Raw genomic sequence first — 20,112 nt, forward strand, 5'->3', positions numbered from 1 at the left:
TTATGAGGACCCTGTTGGCCGTGAGCGCCATAGCGATCACTTTTGCTTGCGCATTACACGCGAGCGAGGAAAGCAAGACGTGGGAGGCGTCAGAAGAGGCGAAGCAGTTTGTGCAGGACACAATTGTCCTCGGCATGTTGGCCAGCCCGTATGGCACCGGTTGGACCGAAGACGAGCAGCTTCACACTTACTTCGCACGTGCCCGGGACAACGGCATTACGGGACACGAGATGACGCTGGCCGCTGCGGATATGTCTTTCGATACCTTTCTTGATCAGCATTACCACTTTCGCGCTGCCATGGCCCAGCAACCGGAAAACTACCTCATCGTGAATGAAACCCGCGATATTGAGGCTGCCCATATACAGGGAAAAACGGCGGTCATTTGGAACAGCCAAACTGCCACGATTCTGGACGGCGATCTAAGGAAAATGGCAGTGCTCAAGGATATGGGGATCAAAAGCATGATCCTTGCTTACAATGACATTTTCCGCACTGGTTCTGGGCAGTTGGCGGCCTATAACGGCCGCGACATTGGTCTGACGCCTTGGGGGAAGTCAGTCATCGATGAAATGGTACGGTTCTGCATCCTGCTCGACCTAAGCCACACGGGTTCAAAAACGGCCAACGACGCCATGGACTACATGGATGAAAACTATCCCGGCGTGCCATATGTCTATACGCACACTGTCCCAGCTGGGCTTTATGCGAATGAACCTAACGCCACGCCACGCGGTTGTTATCGGGCCATTCCCGACGACGAAGCATTACGTGCGGCCAAATCAGGTGGTTACATTTCTCCGACCTTCACCGAATGGATGATGGACGGTGTTTGGCCTGAGGATATCTCGCCCGAGCAAGCTGCTGATATGATCGACTACTATGTCCAGCTTGTCGGGGTCGACCATGTTGGGATCGCAACCGATGATATGTTCTCGCTCGAACTGGTCGTACAGTTCGCAACTGCAAACGCGAGCATGTACGATGATGGCGGCTACATGATCGATGCGTTCAACAAAGGGGCCACTGGCAACGGTGAACTTGCCAAAATTCTTGCGGCGATTACCGATGACCTTTGGGCCAGGGGTTATTCCAATGAGGACCTTGCGAAGATTTATGGCGGTAACAAGATGCGAGTTTATGCGCAAGTTTGGGAGGGCAAACCACCCGAACTATTCCTGAAAGAATACCCCGAGCGTCTGCGCTTAAGGCAAGAACTACGTGACGGGTTTTATTCGCGTTAGATTATTGCGAGCTTACCGAAAGAAAACAGATGACATCCCGCACGGGCGAGGTTTACATCCCGCCCTTTGCTAGGTTGTCCCGCATCCAATGTGGTTGAAGATTGCAGTCGTGGCAGAGTTCGATGAGGTGTTCCAAAGACCGGGCAGACGAAAGAGGTATAATGTGGTCCACCTCCCATTGACCATACCGATACCATGACATGCCGTCCGAGTACTGGACCTCAAGGTGTTGTTTTAAGGTTTCCAGAGATCAACCGACCACCTCGGATGGGCAGGCCGCCGCTTTAGTGCTTGGCGAGACCGGTTCTGCACAGACCGAAACATACGACATGATGGATCGGCTGCTCGTCTTTTCCGATCTCGCTCCGCCGCTTTCTCTGCATCACACACATTGGCGGTTGCTGACGTACCGCTCAGCCATGTGCCCAAACTTACAAGGACGCCCTGTCCAGAAATGCGAAAGGCCGCGCAGGGCGGCCTCTCTACGAGTTGGGAACGTCTGTTCCGAAGTCATGCCAAGGACAGCCCGGTCCTACGGCTGGCGACAGACACTCGTTAAGGGAAACCGTTGAAATACGGTGCTTATTGCAACAGCCGTGTGGTGCCGGACTGGAGTCTTGAGATCGATGAGATACTGGATGCGGACCAGGAACGAAAAAATTTTCAGAAGTTTAAGTATGGCTACGCGTTGACAGTTCATAAAGCCCAAGGCAGCCTGTGAGGCCACGTGATTACAAAGGACGAAAGTCACATCTTCGACAAGTATGCTAGGAATTGGCTCCATACCGCTGTTACACGGGCTTCTGAATGCGTGACCTTGGTTACACGCCTCTAGAAGCATTTCCACATTGAAGGAAACATTGGGCAAACACTTTCTGCCCAAAGAAGATGTTCCCTGACGCTATATCCATAGGAGCATTGAACCTCAAAATCTCGTTGGAGCTAGAACGCATCCCCTTCGCATCCAAAGGCCGTTTCCAGGACTTCGCTTATACCAGAGAGGCGGAAAGCTGACTTTCTTTGCGGGCGCAAATAGTAGGAGCCGTCGAGGTGAAGCTGACATTTAGTCTATGCCGTGACAACCAAATTAGTTGGATTACCTGAAGGGCGTGCATTGTCGAGATTTCGTGACATCCGTTAGAATGCGATCAGGAGGGTCCTATGCAGCGCCGACTCGCCGCGATCATGGTTGCCGATGTCGTTGGGTATTCGTCGTTGATGGGAAGCGACGAGGCAGGGGTATTGTCCGCCCTCAAAACTCTGCGTTCAGAGATTTTTGATCCCGCAATTACAAAAAGCCACGGGCGCCTCGTCAAGTTAATGGGGGATGGTGCTCTTGTGGAATTCACTTCGGTGGTCGATGCCGTAGCTTGTGGCGTCGAGATACAGCGGGCAATGACTGAGGCTGCTCCGACACTTGCCAACGGGTCGCGGTTGCAGCTTCGGATCGGGATAAACCTCGGTGATGTCATGATCGCTGATGGGGACCTCTATGGTGACGGGGTGAATGTTGCCTCCCGCATTGAAAGTCTGGCTGACCCAGGCGGTGTCGCAGTTTCTGAGAGTGTCGCACAGCAGGCAGCCGGCAAGGTAGATGCCGGATTTGAGGATCTGGGTCTGAAAAACCTGAAAAACATCGCCAAACCGGTTCGGGTTTTCCGTGTCATAACCGACAGTGCGCCCATACCCAAATGGCGATCAAACAAACTTCCATTGATGGCCGGTGCATCGGTTTTAGTAGGTCTGGGCGTTATGAGCTTGTTAACGTGGTGGATCGGCTTTGATCACGAGCCGCTTGATGCCATGACCTTTGATGAAGCTGCTTTGTTGACAGAGCCTACAGGTCCGACCGTTGCGGTTCTGCCGTTTCAAAACCTCAGCAATACGGACGCCCGCGATTTATTGGCTATTGGCATTGGCGAAGACATCATTGTTGAGCTGGGGAGCTACCAGGACCTCAACGTACTGTCCCGCCAATCCACCCATTCCGTCGGACCGGACGAAAGTGATCTGCGCAGTATCCGACAGAAGTTCGGCGCGGACTATGTGCTGGAAGGTTCTGTACGGCAGGTTGCAGATCGTCTGCGCGTAACAGCGCGACTGATAGACACAAGCTCGGGGCTTCAGGTCTGGTCCGGGGCGTATGACGAAAGTCTCACGGCTTCAAATATTCTGGACGTTCAACTGAGCATTACAGAAAAAGTAGCCTCGGCTGTGGGTGACGCGGGCGGGGCGATCAAGCGCATTCACGCAGGTCATGCGCGTGCGAAACCTCCGGAATATCTCTCGTCTTATGAATGCTCCCTGCTGCGCGTTGGTTTTCTGAACCGACGAGATATGCACGAGCGCGTCCGCGGCTGTATCCTGCGGGTTGTCGAAGACGAACCTGAGTATTGGCGCGGGTGGGCGCAATTGGCCGAGGCACTGCTGACAGATGTGAAGCTGTTTACCGGGCTGTATCCAGGAACACAGGATGAGAAAATCCAACGCGCGGAAGAGGCAGCGCGGAACGCGGTGTCGCTCAACCCGTATTCTGCGCGCGCTCATTTTCTTCTGGCGCTTGTGTTACAGATACAGCGCGATCTTGACGGGTTCTTTTCGTCCGCCGAAACAGCGCTGGCATTGGGGACAGATCGGTATCTTCAAGGGCAGATCGGCTATGAATTCATTTGGTCCGGGCGTCTGGAATTGGGCGCCGCTCTTGTTGAGAATGCAATTGCGCTTGATCCAAATGCAGCAGACCCGAACTGGTATCAGGCGCTGGCCGAGTATCATTTCCTGAACGGAAATTATGAAACAGCGCTGAGAACCTATCGCAAGGGAGCTCAGCCGGATATTTGGTGGTCGGTGTCCATCGAGGTTGCGATTCTGGCTGAACTGGGTCCGCGCGACGCCGCCATTTCCGCGCGGGACAGGCTAAACAAAATTCGTCCGGGTATAAAAATTGCTGACATTGTCTGGATGTATCGGCGCTTTGCGCGCCCCGACGAACACATCCAGCCTTTCGTGGAAGCCTACAGAGCTGTTGACATGCCCGAAGGTCAGTTTGCCCCGCTTCAAGATAGTGCAGGCTAACCGATAGGGCGCGGTAAGGCATAGGGTAGCGCCAAGTCTGGCACCGATTCTTATTCGGGCACGCCCGCCTTTTGCAAACTAGCCAACCAGATCCGTCGGTTTTCGGGGTGGTTTTTTGATCCAGCGAATTGCCTGCGCATCGCTGAGATGGACAGTTTTGGGTTGATCTCAAGCGCATCGTTAACGGCCTCTTGGGCATCGTCTTGTTTGTCCATCTCGGCAAGAGTTGCCGCGCTTAACAGGTGAGGAAACAGTCGCCAAGTATTGCTTGTTGCCACCTCGCCCAACTGCCGGGCTGCGTCCAGCGCTTCTTCGTAGCGTCCCAGATGAAACAAGATGTGACCCTGGTAAAAGTACATGTTTTGCAACATCGGATCGCGCGGGCTTAACCGGATTGCCATCTCTATCTCGGGCAGGGCGCGGTCCTGCATGCGGAACCAGTCATAGGTATGCGCCAATTCCAGCCGTATACGCGCATCATTGGGGTTGAGCGCGACAGCGCGTTCGAGATTTGCGATGGCTGGATCGGCCTCTCCTGTAAAGCGGTAGATATAGCCAAGAGCCGCATGTGCCTGTGCGTCCTGATCGTCCAGTTCAATTGCTCTCTTGGCCGCCTCAGTAGCGGCAATCAACGTGTCCTGAGGAGTATCTGACCACTGAAAGAAGAATATCGTTCCCAGCGCGCGGGCCAACAGGCTGTGTGCTGCCGCGAATTCCGGATCCGCTGCGATGGAAGACTGTGCAAACGTCACTGCGTCGTGCTGAGCCTCTTGCGAAAACACTGCCTGCCGCGCCCGACCGCGCAAATACAGATCCCATGCACCCATGTCTTCGGTCGGTTTTTCCTGCGACCGTGCTTCGCCGGACTGATATATCTCAGGCAACAACTGGCCCACGATGGCCCGGCTGATCTCGTCTTGAACCTCAAAGACATCCGTTACCTGACGATCAAAAACCTCGGCCCAGATGGTTTGGGCACTGTCGACATCAATAAGTTCTCCGCTGACGCGCATCTGACCATCGGCGCGGCGGACGCTGCCGCGGACCACATAGCTAACCCCGAGGTCGCGCGCGATTTCGATCGGGGTTGCGTGATCCTTCGCGTAAGAGAACATCGTTGCGCTGGACACAACGAACAACTCCCGGTTGCGCGACAGATGCGCGATCAGGTCGTCGGTGAGACCATCGACGAAATACTGACCCGTTCTTTCGTCCCCGATATTGTCAAACTGCACAATGGCCAAAGAGGGTTTTCCGGTGTCCGGCAATCGCTGCCGGTCGGCAAATATGGAGAGCGACAGCATAGCGACTGCCAAAGCGAACAGCACACCCGCAACAAAAACGCCACGTTTGGGCGCCTGGGCAATACGCTCAGGCGGGTCGTCCGATGCAACCGGAGCCACAAATTGGAACCCGCGCTTTGGAAAGGTCTTGATGTAGTCTGAGCTTGCCGCAGAATCGCCCAAGGCTTTGCGCACGGACCGAATGCGCGTGTTCAGCGCCGCGTCCGTGATCGCTGCGCCAGCCCAAATCTCGTCAATGATCTCTTGCTTGCTAACAATCCTGTCTCGGTTCCTGACGAGAAATTCCAGCAATTGAAGGGCCTGAGGTTCCAGAGCAACCGGTTCGCCACCGCGTTTCAATCCCTGTGTCGGATCAAGTTGGAACTCTAAAAAACGGTACATACTGAAACCTACACTCCGCCATGTCTTTGGCTCAACGAAGTTTGCGGATTGTCAGATGAATGTCAGAAAAAATCAGCATCCGATCAAGCCCGGCGTGTTCGCCGGGGCGTAGCGTTTTCGGGGGTTAGCGCTCCGTAACGTTATCTGAAGCAAAAAGGAGACACGATATGGCACAACTAAAAACACTTTGCATGGCTGCCGCCTTCGCTCTGGCGGGAAGCATGGCATTCGCTGAAACGGATCTTGATGCTGCATTGAACAACGGTGCCGAGCGCCTCAATGCCGATCAGATCGCAGAGCTACTGATCGGAAATACTGTGACAGCCACGTCGGGAGAGAAGCGATTTCGCTTTTTCTATTACCCGAACAATGTCGTGAGCGGAGAGCTTGTGAACGGTGGATGGAGCGGTGCCGGCGCATTTGCCATCACCGATACAGACAAGGTTTGCGTTTCCATGGCCGCCGACAAGGGGCGTTATCGCTGCATGACAGTGCTGCGTGTCGGGGACTCAGTCCAGAAGTTCAGCGCCGATGGAAAGAGTACTTTCGAGCTGCACAGCTTTGAACCGTCTACTGGTCTCTGAGTTTCGGTTTCGAACTGGTTCTAACTCTGGACCTGCCATTTTTCTGGTTAAGGAGAAATAGCAGGCGCGAACCCAGTTGCCCTGTTCTCCATATGCGGTGAATGGTCGATTTTTTGGGCTGCCTCGCAGCATCATTGGCCATGCCTAACGGCAGCAAAGGGCCGGGGTTACCGGCATGCGTTCCTCGTATCGTTGCTGTGTTTACTCAGTCGGCCGCGACTTCCTTACTGTACTCCCGGGAATTAGTCGAAACCCGACATCAGTCGTGGACTTGGCTGGTTCGCCGTTGATTTGGGCCAGAACCATTTCCGCTGCAATCTGGCCAATTTTCAGATGGGGCACCGCAATTGACGTCAGCCGATAAGGTTGTATCGCTGAAATCGGTAAATCGCCCCATCCGGCGATGCCGATGTCATCCGGAACACGTAATCCGATTTTCTGGGCGTAATGCAGTCCACCAATCGCCATGTTGTCGTTCTGATAGAAAATGACCTTGATATCGCGGTGGGACGCAAGCAGCTGCTCGGTGCCGTAAAATCCGGTATAAAAGCCTGGCGTGTCCTTCAGCAGCAGTTGTTTTTCGAGACGCCCGTTTGCATCTTCGATGGCTTTGGAGAAGCCGTTTAGACGTGCGGTTGCCGCGTTTGCCACGTCATGAGAGGTGCCGACATAGCCGAATTTCTGGTAGTTCATCCCGGCCAAATAGCGACCCATACTATAACCGCTGTCGAAATGGTTAAGTCCGACGCACATATCCAAAGGGCTGGAATTGAAGTCCCAGATTTCTACCAACGGGATACCCGCGCCGCGTAGCATTTGGATCGCCTTCTGACTATGCGAGCGGCCCGTGATAATCAGCCCGGCAGGTTGCCAGGACAGCACGGTCTCGATCCATTTTTCTTCGTGATCGATTTCATGCTCGGTGAGGCCCAGTACAGTCTGGTGTCCGAACGCGCCGAGTTTACGGTCGATGCCCTCCAGAACCTGCGCGAAGATTTCGTTGCCCAGTTCAGGGATGCTGACCCCGACAAAAGTGGACTTCTTGTCACCCGCGAAAACCGTCGCTAGCCGATTCGGCAAGTAGCCCAACCTATCCACTTCAGCCATAACCTTGGCGCGTGTTTTTTCCGAAAACCCACCCTCGTCGCGCAAGACTCGGCTGGCCGTCATCTTGGACACACCCGCAGCTTTCGCTACCTCGGCAAGGCTTACTTTATTGTTTTTATTTGATTTATCAGTGTCGCTGCTCATTTACGTTACGGGTAACTCTTTTTTATTGACAATGGGCGGGTCTGTGCGAATGCTAGCGTAACGTTACGGGTAACTCAATACGATGTTGAGGAGCATCAGGGTGACCCAGGTCCAGGAGGAGACAGCCGTGCCCGGCACTGCACAAAACAATCTGTTCTTTGACGGGATAAAGAAGCATTTCGGAGGCACCTATGCGCTGCGCGACGTGTCACTGAATGTCGAACGCGGCGAGATTGTTGCCCTGCTGGGAGAAAACGGAGCCGGGAAATCGACCCTCATCAAAATCCTCGGCGGAATTCACAAAGCGGATGAGGGACGCGTTCTGATCAACGGTGAGCCCTATGAACATCGTCCAGGTGGGTTCGGCGAGCGTCAGTCCGTGGCGTTTATCCATCAGGATCTCGGCATGATCGAATGGATGACCGTGGCCGAGAACATTGCGCTTGCTCTGGGCTATTCGCGAAAGGGCGGTTTGATCAATTGGAAATCCGTGGAGAGCTTTGCACAGAACGCGCTGGACAAGGTGGGATGTGAATTCGATCCGACCACGCGGGTTCAGGACTTGTCGCGGACCGAGAAGTCTCTGGTCGCGATAGCCCGCGCTTTGGCCGTAGATTGTGACTATCTGGTGCTGGATGAACCAACAGCATCCCTACCTGCGGACGAGGTCGAACGACTGTTCGAAGCCTTGCGCCCACTGAAGGAACAAGGCGTCGGAATGATCTATGTGTCGCATCGGCTGGATGAGATTTTTCAGATTGCTGATCGGGTTGCCGTGCTACGAGACGGAGAGATGGTCGGACTGCGCAGCATTGACCACACTACACCCGAAGAGTTGGTTTATATGATCGTCGGCCGCAAGACTCGGCAGGTGATGAAACCAGACATGCCGCCGGGTGCAACGTTGCTTGAGGTGTCTGGCCTGAACATGGAAGCAGCGCACAACGTCAGTTTCCAGTTGCAGACAAATGAAATCGTCGGGCTGGTTGGGCTGCGCGGGGCGGGTCATGAAAACGTCTCGCGCGCGCTGTTCGGGTCGGAAGGGTTTAGCGGACAGATAACTCTGCATGGTGAAACGCCTGACCTGAGCGCGCCGCAAACAGCGATGGCATCAGGGATCGGGTTGGTTGCGCGGGACAGAACTGAAGAGTCCGTCGCCATGTCACTGACCATCCGAGAGAACACGTTCCTGAACCCTGCCGCGATCGGGCGGTCGCTGTTGTCGTTCATGAGCCACAAAGCTGAAACAGAGAGCGCCACCCGGATCGGTGCGGACGTCGCCTTGTCTCCCAATGATCAAAGCATGGCGATTGAAAGCTTGTCGGGCGGAAACCAGCAAAAGGTGGTCATCGGACGTTGGCTGGAAACCAAACGCAAGCTGTTGATCTGCGAAGACCCGACCGCGGGGGTTGATGTTGGTGCGAAAGCAGAAATTTACGCGCTGTTGAACCGTGCAATGGAAGAAGGCGTCGGCATCATCGTCGTTTCCACCGATTTCGAGGAAGTTGCAGCCATCTGCCATCGCGCCATTGTCTTCAGTCAGGGTCAGATCGTGCGCGAATTGACCGGAACCGAACTGACCACTGAAAACCTGATACAAGCTGCTTCGGCCTCGAACGCCGTCGCGAGTTAAGGAATACGAGTATCCAATCGCTTGAATCCAATGCGCTGGAACCAACCAAGGCTGAGCTGAAAGATGTTTCGTTAAAGACGAGGATCCTCAGGTTCTTACCGGTCTATGGCCTAGTTTTGCTGACAGGTTTTCTGATCATCCTTTTCTCGATCCTTCTGCCCAACACCTTCCCAACGCTTCTGAACCTGCGGGCGATTATCTCGGACAAAGCGATTATCGCGCTTCTGTCGCTGGGGGCGATGATTCCGATGGCGGCGGGTCGTATCGATCTAACCGTGGGATACGGGATCGTGCTGTGGCATATCCTTGCTATCTCGTTGCAAACCACGTTTGGAATTCCATGGCCGATTGCTGTGGCAATCGTCCTATCGCTGGGTTTGCTAACCGGATTCCTGAACGGACTGCTGGTCGAGGTAGCCAAGATCGACAGCTTCATTGCGACCTTGGGCACGGGCACGGTTCTTTACGCTCTGGCGCTGTGGCATACCGGCGGGCGTCAGATGGTCGGCGCATTGCCGGATAGTTTCTACGCGATCAACGGCACCACAGGAGTGTTGCGAGCCTCAGAAGCAACGATCAAATCTGGCTCGAATCTTATTCGAGCGGTTTTGGAACAGATTATGTCACACGCCCATTGAAAGGCCTCCGCGTCATTGAAGATGCGCTTAAGAACGCAGCGGGAATTATGGACTGGAAGATATGAAGTGCTAATTCGGCAGTTGGTGGATGCCCGTAGTGAACGAACTGAGCACATCTATCGAACGAAACGTTGCGGATATCGTTGTGGCCATTCCTCTAAAAACAAAAAGGCGCCCTAGGGCGCCTTGTTTTATTGGTCGGAGTGAGAGGATTCGAACCTCCGACCCCTGCCTCCCGAAGACAGTGCTCTACCAGGCTGAGCTACACTCCGACCGTGGCGCGTGATCTATACCTCGGCTTTTGGATGTGCAAGAGGTATTCGAACACACGGATCATATAGTACCAGTCCCCGAGCCAAGGCTCTCAGCGCAACGTCTCTGTTCTATATAAACGGATTTTGGTACCGCCATGATCGACAACAGGCCCTGCAGGCAGCAAGGGCAGGCGGGTCGCGCGTGCGAGGGACGGAGAGCTGGTGATGATCCCTGCACGCCACCCCCTGAATCTGGACATCATGACCTTGCCAAATGAACCATAGAGCGACCTGAGACGTTTCTCGTCCCCGATTCGAGCGCCATAGGGCGGATTAACGATCACCAATCCACCTGTTTCGTGACCTGGTTTGATATCGCCCACAGCCCGAGCTTGGAAATCCGTAACGGTCGACACACCGGCACGGTCCGCATTGGTGCTGGCCGCTTGAACCGCGCCGCTGTTGCGGTCCGAGCCTCGGAACACCACTTGGGTCTCTTTGACGGAAGTGACGTTCCGCATCTCGTTCCAGCTATCTTGATCAAAGTTTTTCAAGTCTTCGAAAGCGAACTTTCGCGAGCGACCCGGGTGAAGGCCCAAAGCGATCTCAGCTGCTTCGATGACGAATGTTCCGGAACCGCACATCGGGTCCAAAACAGGCTCGGACCCATCAAATCCACATTCACGCAAGAACATTGCGGCCATCGTTTCCCGCATTGGCGCCTTGGCAACGGCAGGTTTGTGGCCGCGTTTGTGCAAAGGATCACCGGAGGTGTCTACAGACAAAGTGCAGATGTCCTTTTCAATACGCAACAGCACACGCAAACCAGCATCCGCCGAGATCTCGACACCCAAGGTTTCCGCAATCGCGCGTTCGATCCTCTGCCGAGCAGCACCTGCGTGGTAAATCCGGGACTTCCGGCTGGTCGCCTCGACTTTGACGGCAACATCGGGCCGCAGAACTTCGGACCACGGAAATTTTCGCGCACGCTTGTCCAGTTGCGCCAGATGCACAGCTGGGAAACTGCCCAGACGAACCAGAACCTTATTCGCGCCGCGCAAACACAGATTGGCGCGCCAGACTTCGGACCATGACCCAAGGCAGCTCACACCGCCGGGAACGATTTTGGAGTTTTGAAACCGATTTTCAACAGCCTCAGCATGCAGGGGTGCTTCTAGGCCGGGTGTTGCGACCAGAAAAATCTCAAGATCATTTGTGTGTTCCATAAAGCGTGCTTACAACGGTCACGCACAGGGTGCGATATGCATTTTATTAGGCTCTCTCAAACGAAAGTGACATTCTCGGGTCACTTTGGGCGGTAACGGGTTTGCGTTTGATCGTTTCCCCGCGTAAAGGGACCGTGATTATGACATAGTCACGCATCATAGGCAGTCTTAGCTTATGTATTGCCGGGTGCTGGCGTTTATCTCTGCAGTGATTTTTGGCGGACACCCGGCAAAAAGACACGGCAGAACGGGAAAGAGGCTTGGAAGACCGTAGCGACATGCAAACTTTCAAACTGAAAAAAGGGTTCGAGCTGCCGGTGCAGGGTGCGCCGGATCAGACGATTCATCCGGGGCCTGAATTTTCGACCGTCGGGGTTCTGGGCGGCGACTATATTGGCCTGAAACCCAAGATGCTGGTGCAAGAGGGTGACGATGTTCAGCGCGGCACGCCGCTGTTTAGTCACAAGGACGCGCCCGAGGCGATGATGGTCGCACCGATGACCGGCAAGGTCGTCGCGGTCAATCGCGGTGCGCGGCGTGTGCTGCAAAGCGTCGTGATCGAGGTGTCAGACCCTAATAACTCCGGCGTTGATTTCTCGGACACCGGGAATGCCGATAGTGCCGAGGGCGTGACGGCCAAGCTATGTGCTGCGGGTCTTTGGACGGCTTTCCGCACGCGGCCGTATTCCAAAATGCCGACACCCGGCACCACACCAGCCGCGATTTTCGTGACTGCGATGGACAGTGAGCCTCTGGCGGGTGATGCAGCAGTGATCATCGCTGATGCAGGGGATGCGTTCGCTGCGGGTCTGGCGGCGATCGCGTACCTGACCGAAGGTAAGACCTATCTGTGCCACAAAGAGGGTGACTCGATACCGGGTGCCGATGTGCCGGGAGTTGAAGCCGCCGCATTTGCAGGTCCGCACCCGTCGGGGCTGGCGGGGACGCATATCCATTTCCTCGAGCCGCTGGCGGAGGACAAGCAGGTTTGGACCATCGGGTATCAGGACGTCATCGCCATTGGTCGCCTGATGCAGACTGGCCATCTGGACCCCAATATCGTGATCGCTCTGACCGGTCCGGGCGCGCGTCAACCGCGCTTGATCCGCACGGTCATGGGCGCATCGACCGACGATCTAACCCGTGACGAGGTCGATGTGGACGGGACGCCCCGGATTATCTCGGGCTCGATCCTGTCGGGCGCGCAGGCCGAAGGTCCAACCGCCTATCTGGGGCGCTTTGCGCGGCAGATTTCGATCATCCGTGAAGATCACGATCAACACACGATGGGTTGGATTCTTCCAATGCCATCGAAATTCGCCGTACAGCCGGTGTTGGGCTCGGCCTTTGCGAAAAAGCTGTATGCGTTCACTTCAAACCTGAACGGCGGGCGTCGTGCGATGGTGCCGACGGGCGTGTTCGAAGAGCTGATGCCGCAGGACTACCTGCCGACGCAATTGCTGCGCGCTTTGTTGGTTATGGACACGGACACTGCCCAGGCATTGGGCGCGCTGGAGCTGGACGAAGAAGATCTGGGCCTTGTGGGCTTTGCCTGTCCGGCAAAATATGAATACGGGCTGGCGCTGCGCGACTGCCTGACCAAGATTGAAAAGGAGGGCTGATCCACATGGGTTTGCGCAGCTTCTTCGATCGGATTGAGCCGAACTTTACCAAGGGCGGCAAGTACGAGAAGTATTTCCCTATCTACGAGATGGTCGAAAGCTTCATCTACACTCCGAAAACCGTCACCACCGTAGCCCCACACGCACGGTCCTACGTGGATATGAAGCGGATCATGACCTATGTCGTGATCGCCACGATCCCGTGCATCCTGTGGGGGATGTGGAATACGGGTTATCAGGCGAATTCAGCTATTGCGACGCTTGGTCCGGATGCGGCTACCGGCTGGCGGATTGCTTTGCTGCAGATGTTCGGTATCTCGCTGGATCCGTCCAGCCTGTTTGCCAATGTGTTGCACGGGTTGCTTTATTTCCTGCCGATCTACATCACGACGCTGGTCGCGGGTGGTATTTTCGAGGTGATCTTTGCCACCGTGCGCGGGCATGAGGTGAACGAGGGCTTCCTTGTCACATCTATGCTCTACACGCTGATCTTGCCCGCATCGACACCGCTGTGGCAGGTCGCTTTGGGCATAATCTTCGGTGTTGTCATCGGCAAAGAGGTGTTTGGCGGCACCGGTAAGAACTTTCTCAACCCCGCACTGGTCGGGCGGGCGTTCTTGTATTTCGCTTATCCTGCGCAAATGTCGGGGGATTCGGTTTGGACTCCGGTGGATGGTTTCTCGGGCGCGACCGCGTTGGGGATCACCGCAGCCGAGGGCGTTCAGGCGCTGGCGGCTGACGGGATCACCTGGGCCAATGCGTTCTTCGGCACCATTCAGGGCAGTTTCGGTGAGACATCGACGCTGGCCTGTATGATCGGCCTGGCCTTCCTGCTGACAACAAAAATCGCCAACTATCGCCTGATCCTCGGCTGTTTGGCGGGAACCATCGGCTTCTCGCTCTTGCTGAACCTGATCGGGTCAGACACCAACCCGATGTTTGCGATGCCTTGGTACTGGCACATCGTTCTGGGCGGCTACGCCTTTGGTCTGGCTTTCATGGTGACCGAGCCGGTTTCGGCCAGCCACACCAACATGGGCCGCTATATCTACGGTGCGCTGATTGGTGTCATGGTTGTGATGATCCGCGTCATTAACCCTGCTTTCCCCGAAGGCATGATGCTGGCTATCCTCTTCGGAAACGTCTTTGCGCCGCTGATCGACTATTTCGTCGTGCAGGCCAACATTAAACGGAGGGCGCGTCGCCATGTCTGATACGCAGTCCCAAGAACCCAAGGGCGCGATTGCCAAATTTCTGGCCGCCTCGCCGGATTCTGTGAGCAAGACGATCATCGTTGCGGTCGCTGTCTGCCTTGTGGCCTCGATGGTCGTGTCCGCCGCAGCGGTCAGCCTGCGCCCGGTGCAAGAAGCCAACGCGCTGAAGGACAAGCAGGTCAACGTTCTGCAAGTCGCCGGTGTCTATGAGCCGGGCGTCGATGTCTCCGAAGCGTTCGCTGCGTTCGAACCGCATGTACTTGAACTGTCGACGGGCGCTTTCGTCGACGATCAGTTCGACGCTGCCACGTTTGATGACATCGCTGCGGCCAGCGATCCCGACCTAAGCGTTGCGCTGGACAATGACCCAGCAGGTATTGGGCGTCAGTCTAAGTACCGTGTCATCTACCTGTTGCGCGATGATGCGGGCGAGTTAGACAAGGTGATCCTACCGCTGCATGGCTATGGCCTGTGGTCCACGCTCTATGGCTTTATCGCGCTGGAGAACAACGGCAACGATATCTTCGGCCTGCAATTCTATCAGCATGGTGAGACGCCGGGCCTTGGGGCCGAGGTGGACAACCCGCGCTGGAAGGCACTGTGGAATGGCAAACGTCTGCGCGATGACGCGGGTGAGTTGCAGATCACCGTTGCCAAATCGCAGCCCGCCGCTGGCCCCGACTTTTACGTCGACGCGCTGGCCGGGGCGACGCTGACCTCGGTGGGTGTCGATAACCTTGTACGGTTCTGGATGGGGGATGCGGGCTACGCTCCGTTTCTGGCCAAACTGCAAGCAGGAGAATTCTGATGTCTCAGACTAAGAAAGAGATGCTGGTCGACCCGCTTGTCGACAATAACCCGATCACTCTGCAGGTGCTGGGCATCTGTTCGGCGCTGGCGGTGACCTCGTCGCTGCAAGTGTCGATGGTGATGGCGCTGGCGGTGATCTTCGTGACCTCGTTCTCGTCCTTCTTCATCTCATGCCTGCGCAACCAGATTCCCGGCTCGATCCGGATCATCGTGCAGATGGTGATCATCGCCTCGCTAGTGATCCTGGTGGACCAGATCCTTAAGGCCTATGCGTTTGAGATCTCGAAAACCCTGTCGGTTTTTGTCGGCCTGATCATCACCAACTGTATCGTGATGGGCCGGGCTGAGGCGTTTGCGATGAAGAACCCGCCCGTCGCGTCGTTCATCGACGGCATGGGCAACGGTATGGGCTACGGCCTGATCCTGCTGCTGGTGGGCTTCATCCGCGAGCTGTTCGGGGCCGGGTCGCTGTTTGGCATCACCATTCTGGAGACCGTCAACAACGGTGGCTGGTACGTGCCCAACGGGATGCTGCTGCTACCTCCGTCAGCGTTCTTCATCATCGGTCTGATCATCTGGGCCTTCCGCACATGGAAGCCGAACCAGGTGGAAGAGCGTGAATACAAAATTCAGCAGGTAGAGGCCCACTGATGGAAGGTCTGATTTCACTGGCCGTAAAGGCCATCTTTGTCGAAAACCTTGCGCTCAGCTTCTTTCTGGGGATGTGTACCTTCATCGCCGTGTCCAAGAAGATTTCGACCGCGCTGGGACTGGGCATCTCGGTCATGGTGGTGCAGGCCATCACTGTGCCTGCCAACAACCTGTTGCTGAACTATCTTCTGAAACCGGGCGCGCTGACTTGGGCGGGCTTCCCGGATGTGGACCTGACCTTCCTTGGCCTGATCTCATATATTGGTGTGATTGCAGCCATGGTTCAGATCCTCGAGATGGTGTTGGATAAGTATTTCCCGCCGCTTTACAACGCGCTGGGGATATTCCTACCGCTGATCACGGTGAACTGCGCCATTCTGGGTGGCTCGCTGTTCATGGTGGAACGCGACTATAACTTTGTCGAGGCGACGACTTATGGTCTGTCTTCGGGCTTCGGCTGGGCGCTGGCGATCACTGCGATGGCGGGTGTGCGCGAAAAGCTGAAATACTCGGACATTCCCGACGGCCTGCAAGGGCTTGGGATCACCTTCATCACCGCGGGTCTGATGGCGATGGCCTTCATGTCCTTCTCGGGCGTGAAACTGTAAGGAGGGACGCATGGAAACCTTTAGCTTAGGCGTCGTTCTTTTCACCCTGATCGTGTTGGGGCTGGTGGCCATCATCATGGCTGCGCGGTCCAAGCTGGTGTCGACCGGGAACGTGAACATCACCATCAACGGTGAGAAAACCATCTCGGTCCCTGCCGGGGGCAAGCTGCTGCAAACCCTGGCGGCCGAGAAGCTGTTCGTACCTTCTGCCTGTGGCGGCGGTGGCACCTGTGCGCAGTGTCGGGTGCGGGTGCATTCTGGCGGCGGCTCGATCCTGCCGACCGAGGAAAGCCACATCACCAAGCGTGAGGCTTCGTGCGGTGACCGTCTGTCCTGTCAGGTCGCAGTCAAGCAGGACATGGACATCGAAGTCCCCGAAGAGGTCTTTGGCGTCAAGAAATGGGAATGTACCGTTCGCTCGAATGAAAACGTGGCGACCTTCATCAAGGCCCTGACGCTGGACCTGCCGGAAGGCGAGGATGTGAACTTCCGCGCCGGTGGTTACATCCAGATTGAAGCCCCTGCGCACCAGTTGAAATACACCGATTTCGACGTGGAAGAGGAATATCGCGAAGATTGGGACAAGTTCAATCTGTGGCAATACGAATCCGTCGTGGCCGAACCGATTGAGCGGGCTTATTCCATGGCCAACTATCCGGATGAAAAGGGCATGATCATGCTGAACGTCCGCGTGGCCTCGCCGCCTCCGGGGTCGGAAGGTATCCCAGCGGGTCAGATGTCGTCGTATATCTTCAACCTGAAACCAGGTGACAAGGTCACCATCTCGGGTCCGTTTGGTGAATTCTTCGCCCGCGATACCCAAAAAGAGATGGTATTCATCGGCGGTGGCGCAGGCATGGCCCCTATGCGCAGCCATATCTTCGATCAGCTCAAGCGGTTGCAGAACCGCGATCGCAAGATCAGCTTCTGGTATGGTGCCCGGTCGAAGAAAGAGATGTTCTTTGTCGAGGATTTCGACCAACTGGCCGAAGAGTTTGACAATTTCGAATGGCATGTCGCTCTGTCGGATGCGCAGCCCGAGGACGATTGGAAAGGCTATACCGGCTTCATCCACAACGTTCTGTTCGAGGAATACCTCAAGAACCACCCTGCGCCCGAGGATTGCGAGTTCTACATGTGTGGACCGCCCATCATGAACCAGTCGGTCATCAACATGCTGCTGGATCTGGGCGTGGACCGCGAAGACATCATGCTTGACGATTTCGGCGGATAAGACAGGAAAAACCGGCGCAGGACAGCGCCGGTTTTTTTATAGCCGCAGGTCGCTGGCCTCCGGCGGCAGGCAGGATTTGACGTCGAACAACACGTTTTGATCCTTGCCAAGGGCGCGTATCTCGGCTGGGTCGAGCGCCAGAAATTCCTGATGCGCAACTGCCAGAACGATACCGTCATAGGCACCGGTTTCAGGCTGCGAAGTCAATGAAATCCCGTATTCCTTCTGCGCGGCAACTGCATCCGCATGGGGGTCGTGGACATCGACTGTGACGCCATAGTCTTGCAACTCGTCAATGATATCGACAACGCGCGTGTTACGCAGGTCGGGACAGTTTTCCTTGAAGGTCAGCCCCATTACCAGCACGCGGGCGGCGGCCACATTGATCCCCTCGCGCATCATCCGCTTGACCAGTTGCGAGACCACATAGCCTCCCATACTGTCATTCAACCGACGCCCGGCGAGAATGATCTGCGGGTGATGGCCCACGGCTTCAGCCTTATGGGTCAGGTAATAGGGGTCTACGCCGATGCAATGCCCGCCCACCAGACCGGGGCGGAAGGGTAGAAAGTTCCACTTGGTTCCCGCCGCGCGCAAAACCGCGTCGGTGTCGATATCCATCCGGCCAAAGATCATCGCCAGCTCGTTCACCAATGCGATGTTCAGGTCGCGTTGGGTGTTCTCGATCACCTTTGCGGCCTCGGCCACACGGATGCTTTCCGCCTTGTGGGTGCCTACCGTGATGATCCGCGCGTAAAGCGCATCCACCAGATCGGCCACCTCGGGGGTGGAGCCAGACGTAACCTTGCAGATATCCGCGATCCGATGCGTCTTGTCACCGGGGTTGATCCGCTCGGGGCTGTAGCCTGCAAAGAAATCGCGGTTGAACACCAGGCCCGAGGCGCGTTCCAACACTGGCACACAGTCTTCCTCGGTCGCGCCGGGGTAGACGGTGGATTCGTAAATAACCAGATCACCAGGTTTCAGCACGCGTCCAACCGTTTCAGACGCGCTGAGCAGCGGTTTTAAGTCAGGCTGCTTGCCCGCTGTGATCGGGGTGGGGACGGTGACAATATAGGTGTCGCATCCGGCGATATCTGCCGGATCGGAGGTGAAGGACAGGCCGGTTGCGGCGCGCAGATCCTCGGGCTCGACCTCATGGGTTGCGTCCTGACCGGCGCGCAGGGCGGTTATCCGGGCTGTGTTGATGTCAAAGCCGATCACAGGGCCTATTTTGCCGAAGGCAACAGCCAGCGGCAGGCCGACATAGCCCAGTCCGATCACGGCGATCTTGCGCGCGTTGGGGTCTGTTTCAAACATCGTCGTCATTTACCATGATAGTCGCGGAACCACGCGACGAACCGGGCAATGCCCTCTTTGAAATCGGTTTGCGGGCGGTACCCTGTCAGGGATTGGAGCAGATCATTATCGGCCCATGTCGCAGGCACATCGCCCATCTGCATAGGCATGTAGTTTCGGATAGCCTTTTTGCCCAAGGCATCCTCAATGGCCTCGATGAAGTCCATCAGCCGCACCTTGTCGCCATTGCCGATATTCACCACCCGCCAAGGCGCTGCCGGAGACAGGCTGTCGCCCTCGGCAATCTGGTCCGCACTGTCCGGGCGCTCGGGCGGCACGTCGATCAGCAGGCGGATACCCCGCACCAGATCCTCGACATAGGTGAAGTCGCGGTACATGTCGCCGTGGTTGTAGATGTCGATCGGGCGGTCATCCAGAATGGCGTCCACAAATTTATAAAGCGCCAGATCGGGACGGCCCCAACTGCCATAAACAGTGAAAAAACGGAACATCGTCGTCGGCAGGTTCCACAGATGAGCGTAGGAATGTCCCATCGCCTCATTCGCTTTCTTGGTAGCTGCGTAGATGGTCAGGGGGGTGTCGGCTTTTTCGACCTCGGTAAAGGGCATCTCTTCATTGGCACCGTAAACGGATGAGGTCGAGGCCATCAGCAGATGCGCAACTTTGTGTTCGCGGGCGACCTCCATGACGTTGAACGTGCCCACGACGTTCGAGTTGATATAGCTACGCGGGTCTTCCAGGCTGTAGCGAACCCCGGCTTGTGCGGCGAGGTGGACGATGACCTCGGGCTTGAAGTTATCGGCGATCTGTTTCAGGCGGTCGTGATTTTCCAGCAGGTCCTCGGTTGCAGAAAAGCCCGGATTTTGCAGAAGCATCTGGTGGCGGCGCTGTTTGAGTGTGACGTCGTAATAGTCGGTCATCCCGTCATAGCCGTGCACACGAAAGCCTTCGGCCAGCAAGAGCTTGGCCAGATGGAACCCGATGAACCCGGCCGTTCCGGTGACAAGAACCCGTTTCATGCAACCCTCTGTTTCATCGCCGTTTGATGCTGCATCAGGGATAC

The 20,112-nt window shown here is 56.0% G+C and carries 17 protein-coding genes and 1 tRNA gene; 11 read left to right on the top strand and 7 right to left on the bottom strand.

Annotated elements, in window-relative coordinates; translation table 11 throughout:
• The first annotated feature begins 2 nt into the window (after positions 1–2).
• Positions 3–1,244 carry a membrane dipeptidase gene (locus AC2TAD_RS13230; protein WP_480868184.1) on the top strand — a complete coding sequence of 414 codons (1,242 nt, stop codon included), beginning with the start codon at positions 3–5 and terminating at the stop codon, positions 1,242–1,244.
• A gap of 52 nt (positions 1,245–1,296) precedes the next feature.
• Here AC2TAD_RS13230 and AC2TAD_RS13235 read toward each other — a convergent pair whose 3' ends face one another.
• Positions 1,297–1,446, bottom strand: coding sequence for an HNH endonuclease (locus AC2TAD_RS13235; protein WP_480868185.1), 150 nt, complete (start codon positions 1,444–1,446; stop codon positions 1,297–1,299).
• Between the two features lie 959 nt (positions 1,447–2,405).
• Between AC2TAD_RS13235 and AC2TAD_RS13240 the strand changes: the two genes are divergently transcribed.
• Positions 2,406–4,319 carry an adenylate/guanylate cyclase domain-containing protein gene (locus AC2TAD_RS13240; protein WP_480868187.1) on the top strand — a complete coding sequence of 638 codons (1,914 nt, stop codon included), beginning with the start codon at positions 2,406–2,408 and terminating at the stop codon, positions 4,317–4,319.
• A 50-nt stretch (positions 4,320–4,369) separates the two neighbouring features.
• On the opposite strand, the gene AC2TAD_RS13245 is transcribed toward AC2TAD_RS13240, so the two are convergent.
• Positions 4,370–6,004: a winged helix-turn-helix domain-containing tetratricopeptide repeat protein gene (locus AC2TAD_RS13245; RefSeq protein ID WP_480868189.1), complete on the bottom strand. Its 1,635-nt coding sequence runs from the start codon at positions 6,002–6,004 to the stop codon at positions 4,370–4,372.
• A 167-nt stretch (positions 6,005–6,171) separates the two neighbouring features.
• Between AC2TAD_RS13245 and AC2TAD_RS13250 the strand changes: the two genes are divergently transcribed.
• Positions 6,172–6,588, top strand: a complete 417-nt coding sequence (locus tag AC2TAD_RS13250) for a hypothetical protein (protein WP_480868191.1) — start codon at positions 6,172–6,174, stop codon at positions 6,586–6,588.
• Positions 6,589–6,789: 201 nt separating this feature from the next.
• Here AC2TAD_RS13250 and AC2TAD_RS13255 read toward each other — a convergent pair whose 3' ends face one another.
• Complete coding sequence (locus AC2TAD_RS13255; protein WP_480868193.1) at positions 6,790–7,839, bottom strand: LacI family DNA-binding transcriptional regulator; 1,050 nt, start codon at positions 7,837–7,839, stop codon at positions 6,790–6,792.
• Positions 7,840–7,939: 100 nt separating this feature from the next.
• Between AC2TAD_RS13255 and AC2TAD_RS13260 the strand changes: the two genes are divergently transcribed.
• Together AC2TAD_RS13260 and AC2TAD_RS13265 are read left to right on the top strand one after the other, a co-directional pair.
• Complete coding sequence (locus tag AC2TAD_RS13260; RefSeq protein WP_480868195.1) at positions 7,940–9,472, top strand: sugar ABC transporter ATP-binding protein; 1,533 nt, start codon at positions 7,940–7,942, stop codon at positions 9,470–9,472.
• 116 nt (positions 9,473–9,588) lie between these two features.
• Positions 9,589–10,110 carry an ABC transporter permease gene (locus AC2TAD_RS13265; RefSeq protein ID WP_480868197.1) on the top strand — a complete coding sequence of 174 codons (522 nt, stop codon included), beginning with the start codon at positions 9,589–9,591 and terminating at the stop codon, positions 10,108–10,110.
• 195 nt (positions 10,111–10,305) lie between these two features.
• Here AC2TAD_RS13265 and AC2TAD_RS13270 read toward each other — a convergent pair.
• A tRNA-Pro gene (locus AC2TAD_RS13270) sits at positions 10,306–10,382 on the bottom strand.
• Between the two features lie 92 nt (positions 10,383–10,474).
• Positions 10,475–11,590 (bottom strand): THUMP domain-containing class I SAM-dependent RNA methyltransferase, encoded by a 1,116-nt coding sequence (locus tag AC2TAD_RS13275; RefSeq protein WP_480868199.1) that lies wholly within the window; start codon positions 11,588–11,590, stop codon positions 10,475–10,477.
• Positions 11,591–11,868: 278 nt separating this feature from the next.
• On the opposite strand from AC2TAD_RS13275, the gene AC2TAD_RS13280 reads away from it, so the two are divergent.
• From AC2TAD_RS13280 to nqrF, 6 genes are read left to right on the top strand one after another with little or no spacing between them, the layout of a single operon-like run.
• Positions 11,869–13,212 carry a Na(+)-translocating NADH-quinone reductase subunit A gene (locus AC2TAD_RS13280; RefSeq protein ID WP_480868200.1) on the top strand — a complete coding sequence of 448 codons (1,344 nt, stop codon included), beginning with the start codon at positions 11,869–11,871 and terminating at the stop codon, positions 13,210–13,212.
• A 5-nt stretch (positions 13,213–13,217) separates the two neighbouring features.
• Entirely contained in the window at positions 13,218–14,426 is a 1,209-nt protein-coding gene (locus AC2TAD_RS13285; RefSeq protein ID WP_170356560.1) for an NADH:ubiquinone reductase (Na(+)-transporting) subunit B, read from the top strand.
• On the top strand, positions 14,419–15,234 hold the full coding sequence (locus tag AC2TAD_RS13290; protein WP_480868202.1) for a Na(+)-translocating NADH-quinone reductase subunit C: 816 nt from the start codon (positions 14,419–14,421) through the stop codon (positions 15,232–15,234). Before AC2TAD_RS13285 ends, AC2TAD_RS13290 begins: the two co-directional genes overlap by 8 nt.
• The gene (locus AC2TAD_RS13295; RefSeq protein WP_117873115.1) at positions 15,234–15,887 is read left to right on the top strand and encodes an NADH:ubiquinone reductase (Na(+)-transporting) subunit D; all 654 of its coding nucleotides are present in this window, start codon (positions 15,234–15,236) and stop codon (positions 15,885–15,887) included. Before AC2TAD_RS13290 ends, AC2TAD_RS13295 begins: the two co-directional genes overlap by 1 nt.
• On the top strand, positions 15,887–16,495 hold the full coding sequence (gene nqrE / locus AC2TAD_RS13300; RefSeq protein WP_480868203.1) for an NADH:ubiquinone reductase (Na(+)-transporting) subunit E: 609 nt from the start codon (positions 15,887–15,889) through the stop codon (positions 16,493–16,495). The genes AC2TAD_RS13295 and nqrE overlap by 1 nt, the downstream gene beginning before the upstream one ends.
• Positions 16,496–16,505: 10 nt before the next feature.
• Positions 16,506–17,729 carry an NADH:ubiquinone reductase (Na(+)-transporting) subunit F gene (nqrF, locus tag AC2TAD_RS13305; protein ID WP_170356557.1) on the top strand — a complete coding sequence of 408 codons (1,224 nt, stop codon included), beginning with the start codon at positions 16,506–16,508 and terminating at the stop codon, positions 17,727–17,729.
• A 36-nt stretch (positions 17,730–17,765) separates the two neighbouring features.
• Here nqrF and tviB read toward each other — a convergent pair whose 3' ends face one another.
• Both tviB and AC2TAD_RS13315 read right to left on the bottom strand, forming a co-directional pair.
• Positions 17,766–19,049, bottom strand: coding sequence for a Vi polysaccharide biosynthesis UDP-N-acetylglucosamine C-6 dehydrogenase TviB (gene tviB, locus AC2TAD_RS13310; protein WP_480868272.1), 1,284 nt, complete (start codon positions 19,047–19,049; stop codon positions 17,766–17,768).
• A gap of 5 nt (positions 19,050–19,054) precedes the next feature.
• Positions 19,055–20,068 (bottom strand): GDP-mannose 4,6-dehydratase, encoded by a 1,014-nt coding sequence (locus tag AC2TAD_RS13315; RefSeq protein WP_480868206.1) that lies wholly within the window; start codon positions 20,066–20,068, stop codon positions 19,055–19,057.
• Positions 20,069–20,112: the final 44 nt, after the last annotated feature.

The sequence above is a fragment of the Ruegeria sp. HKCCD7628 genome (genome assembly GCF_057221005.1).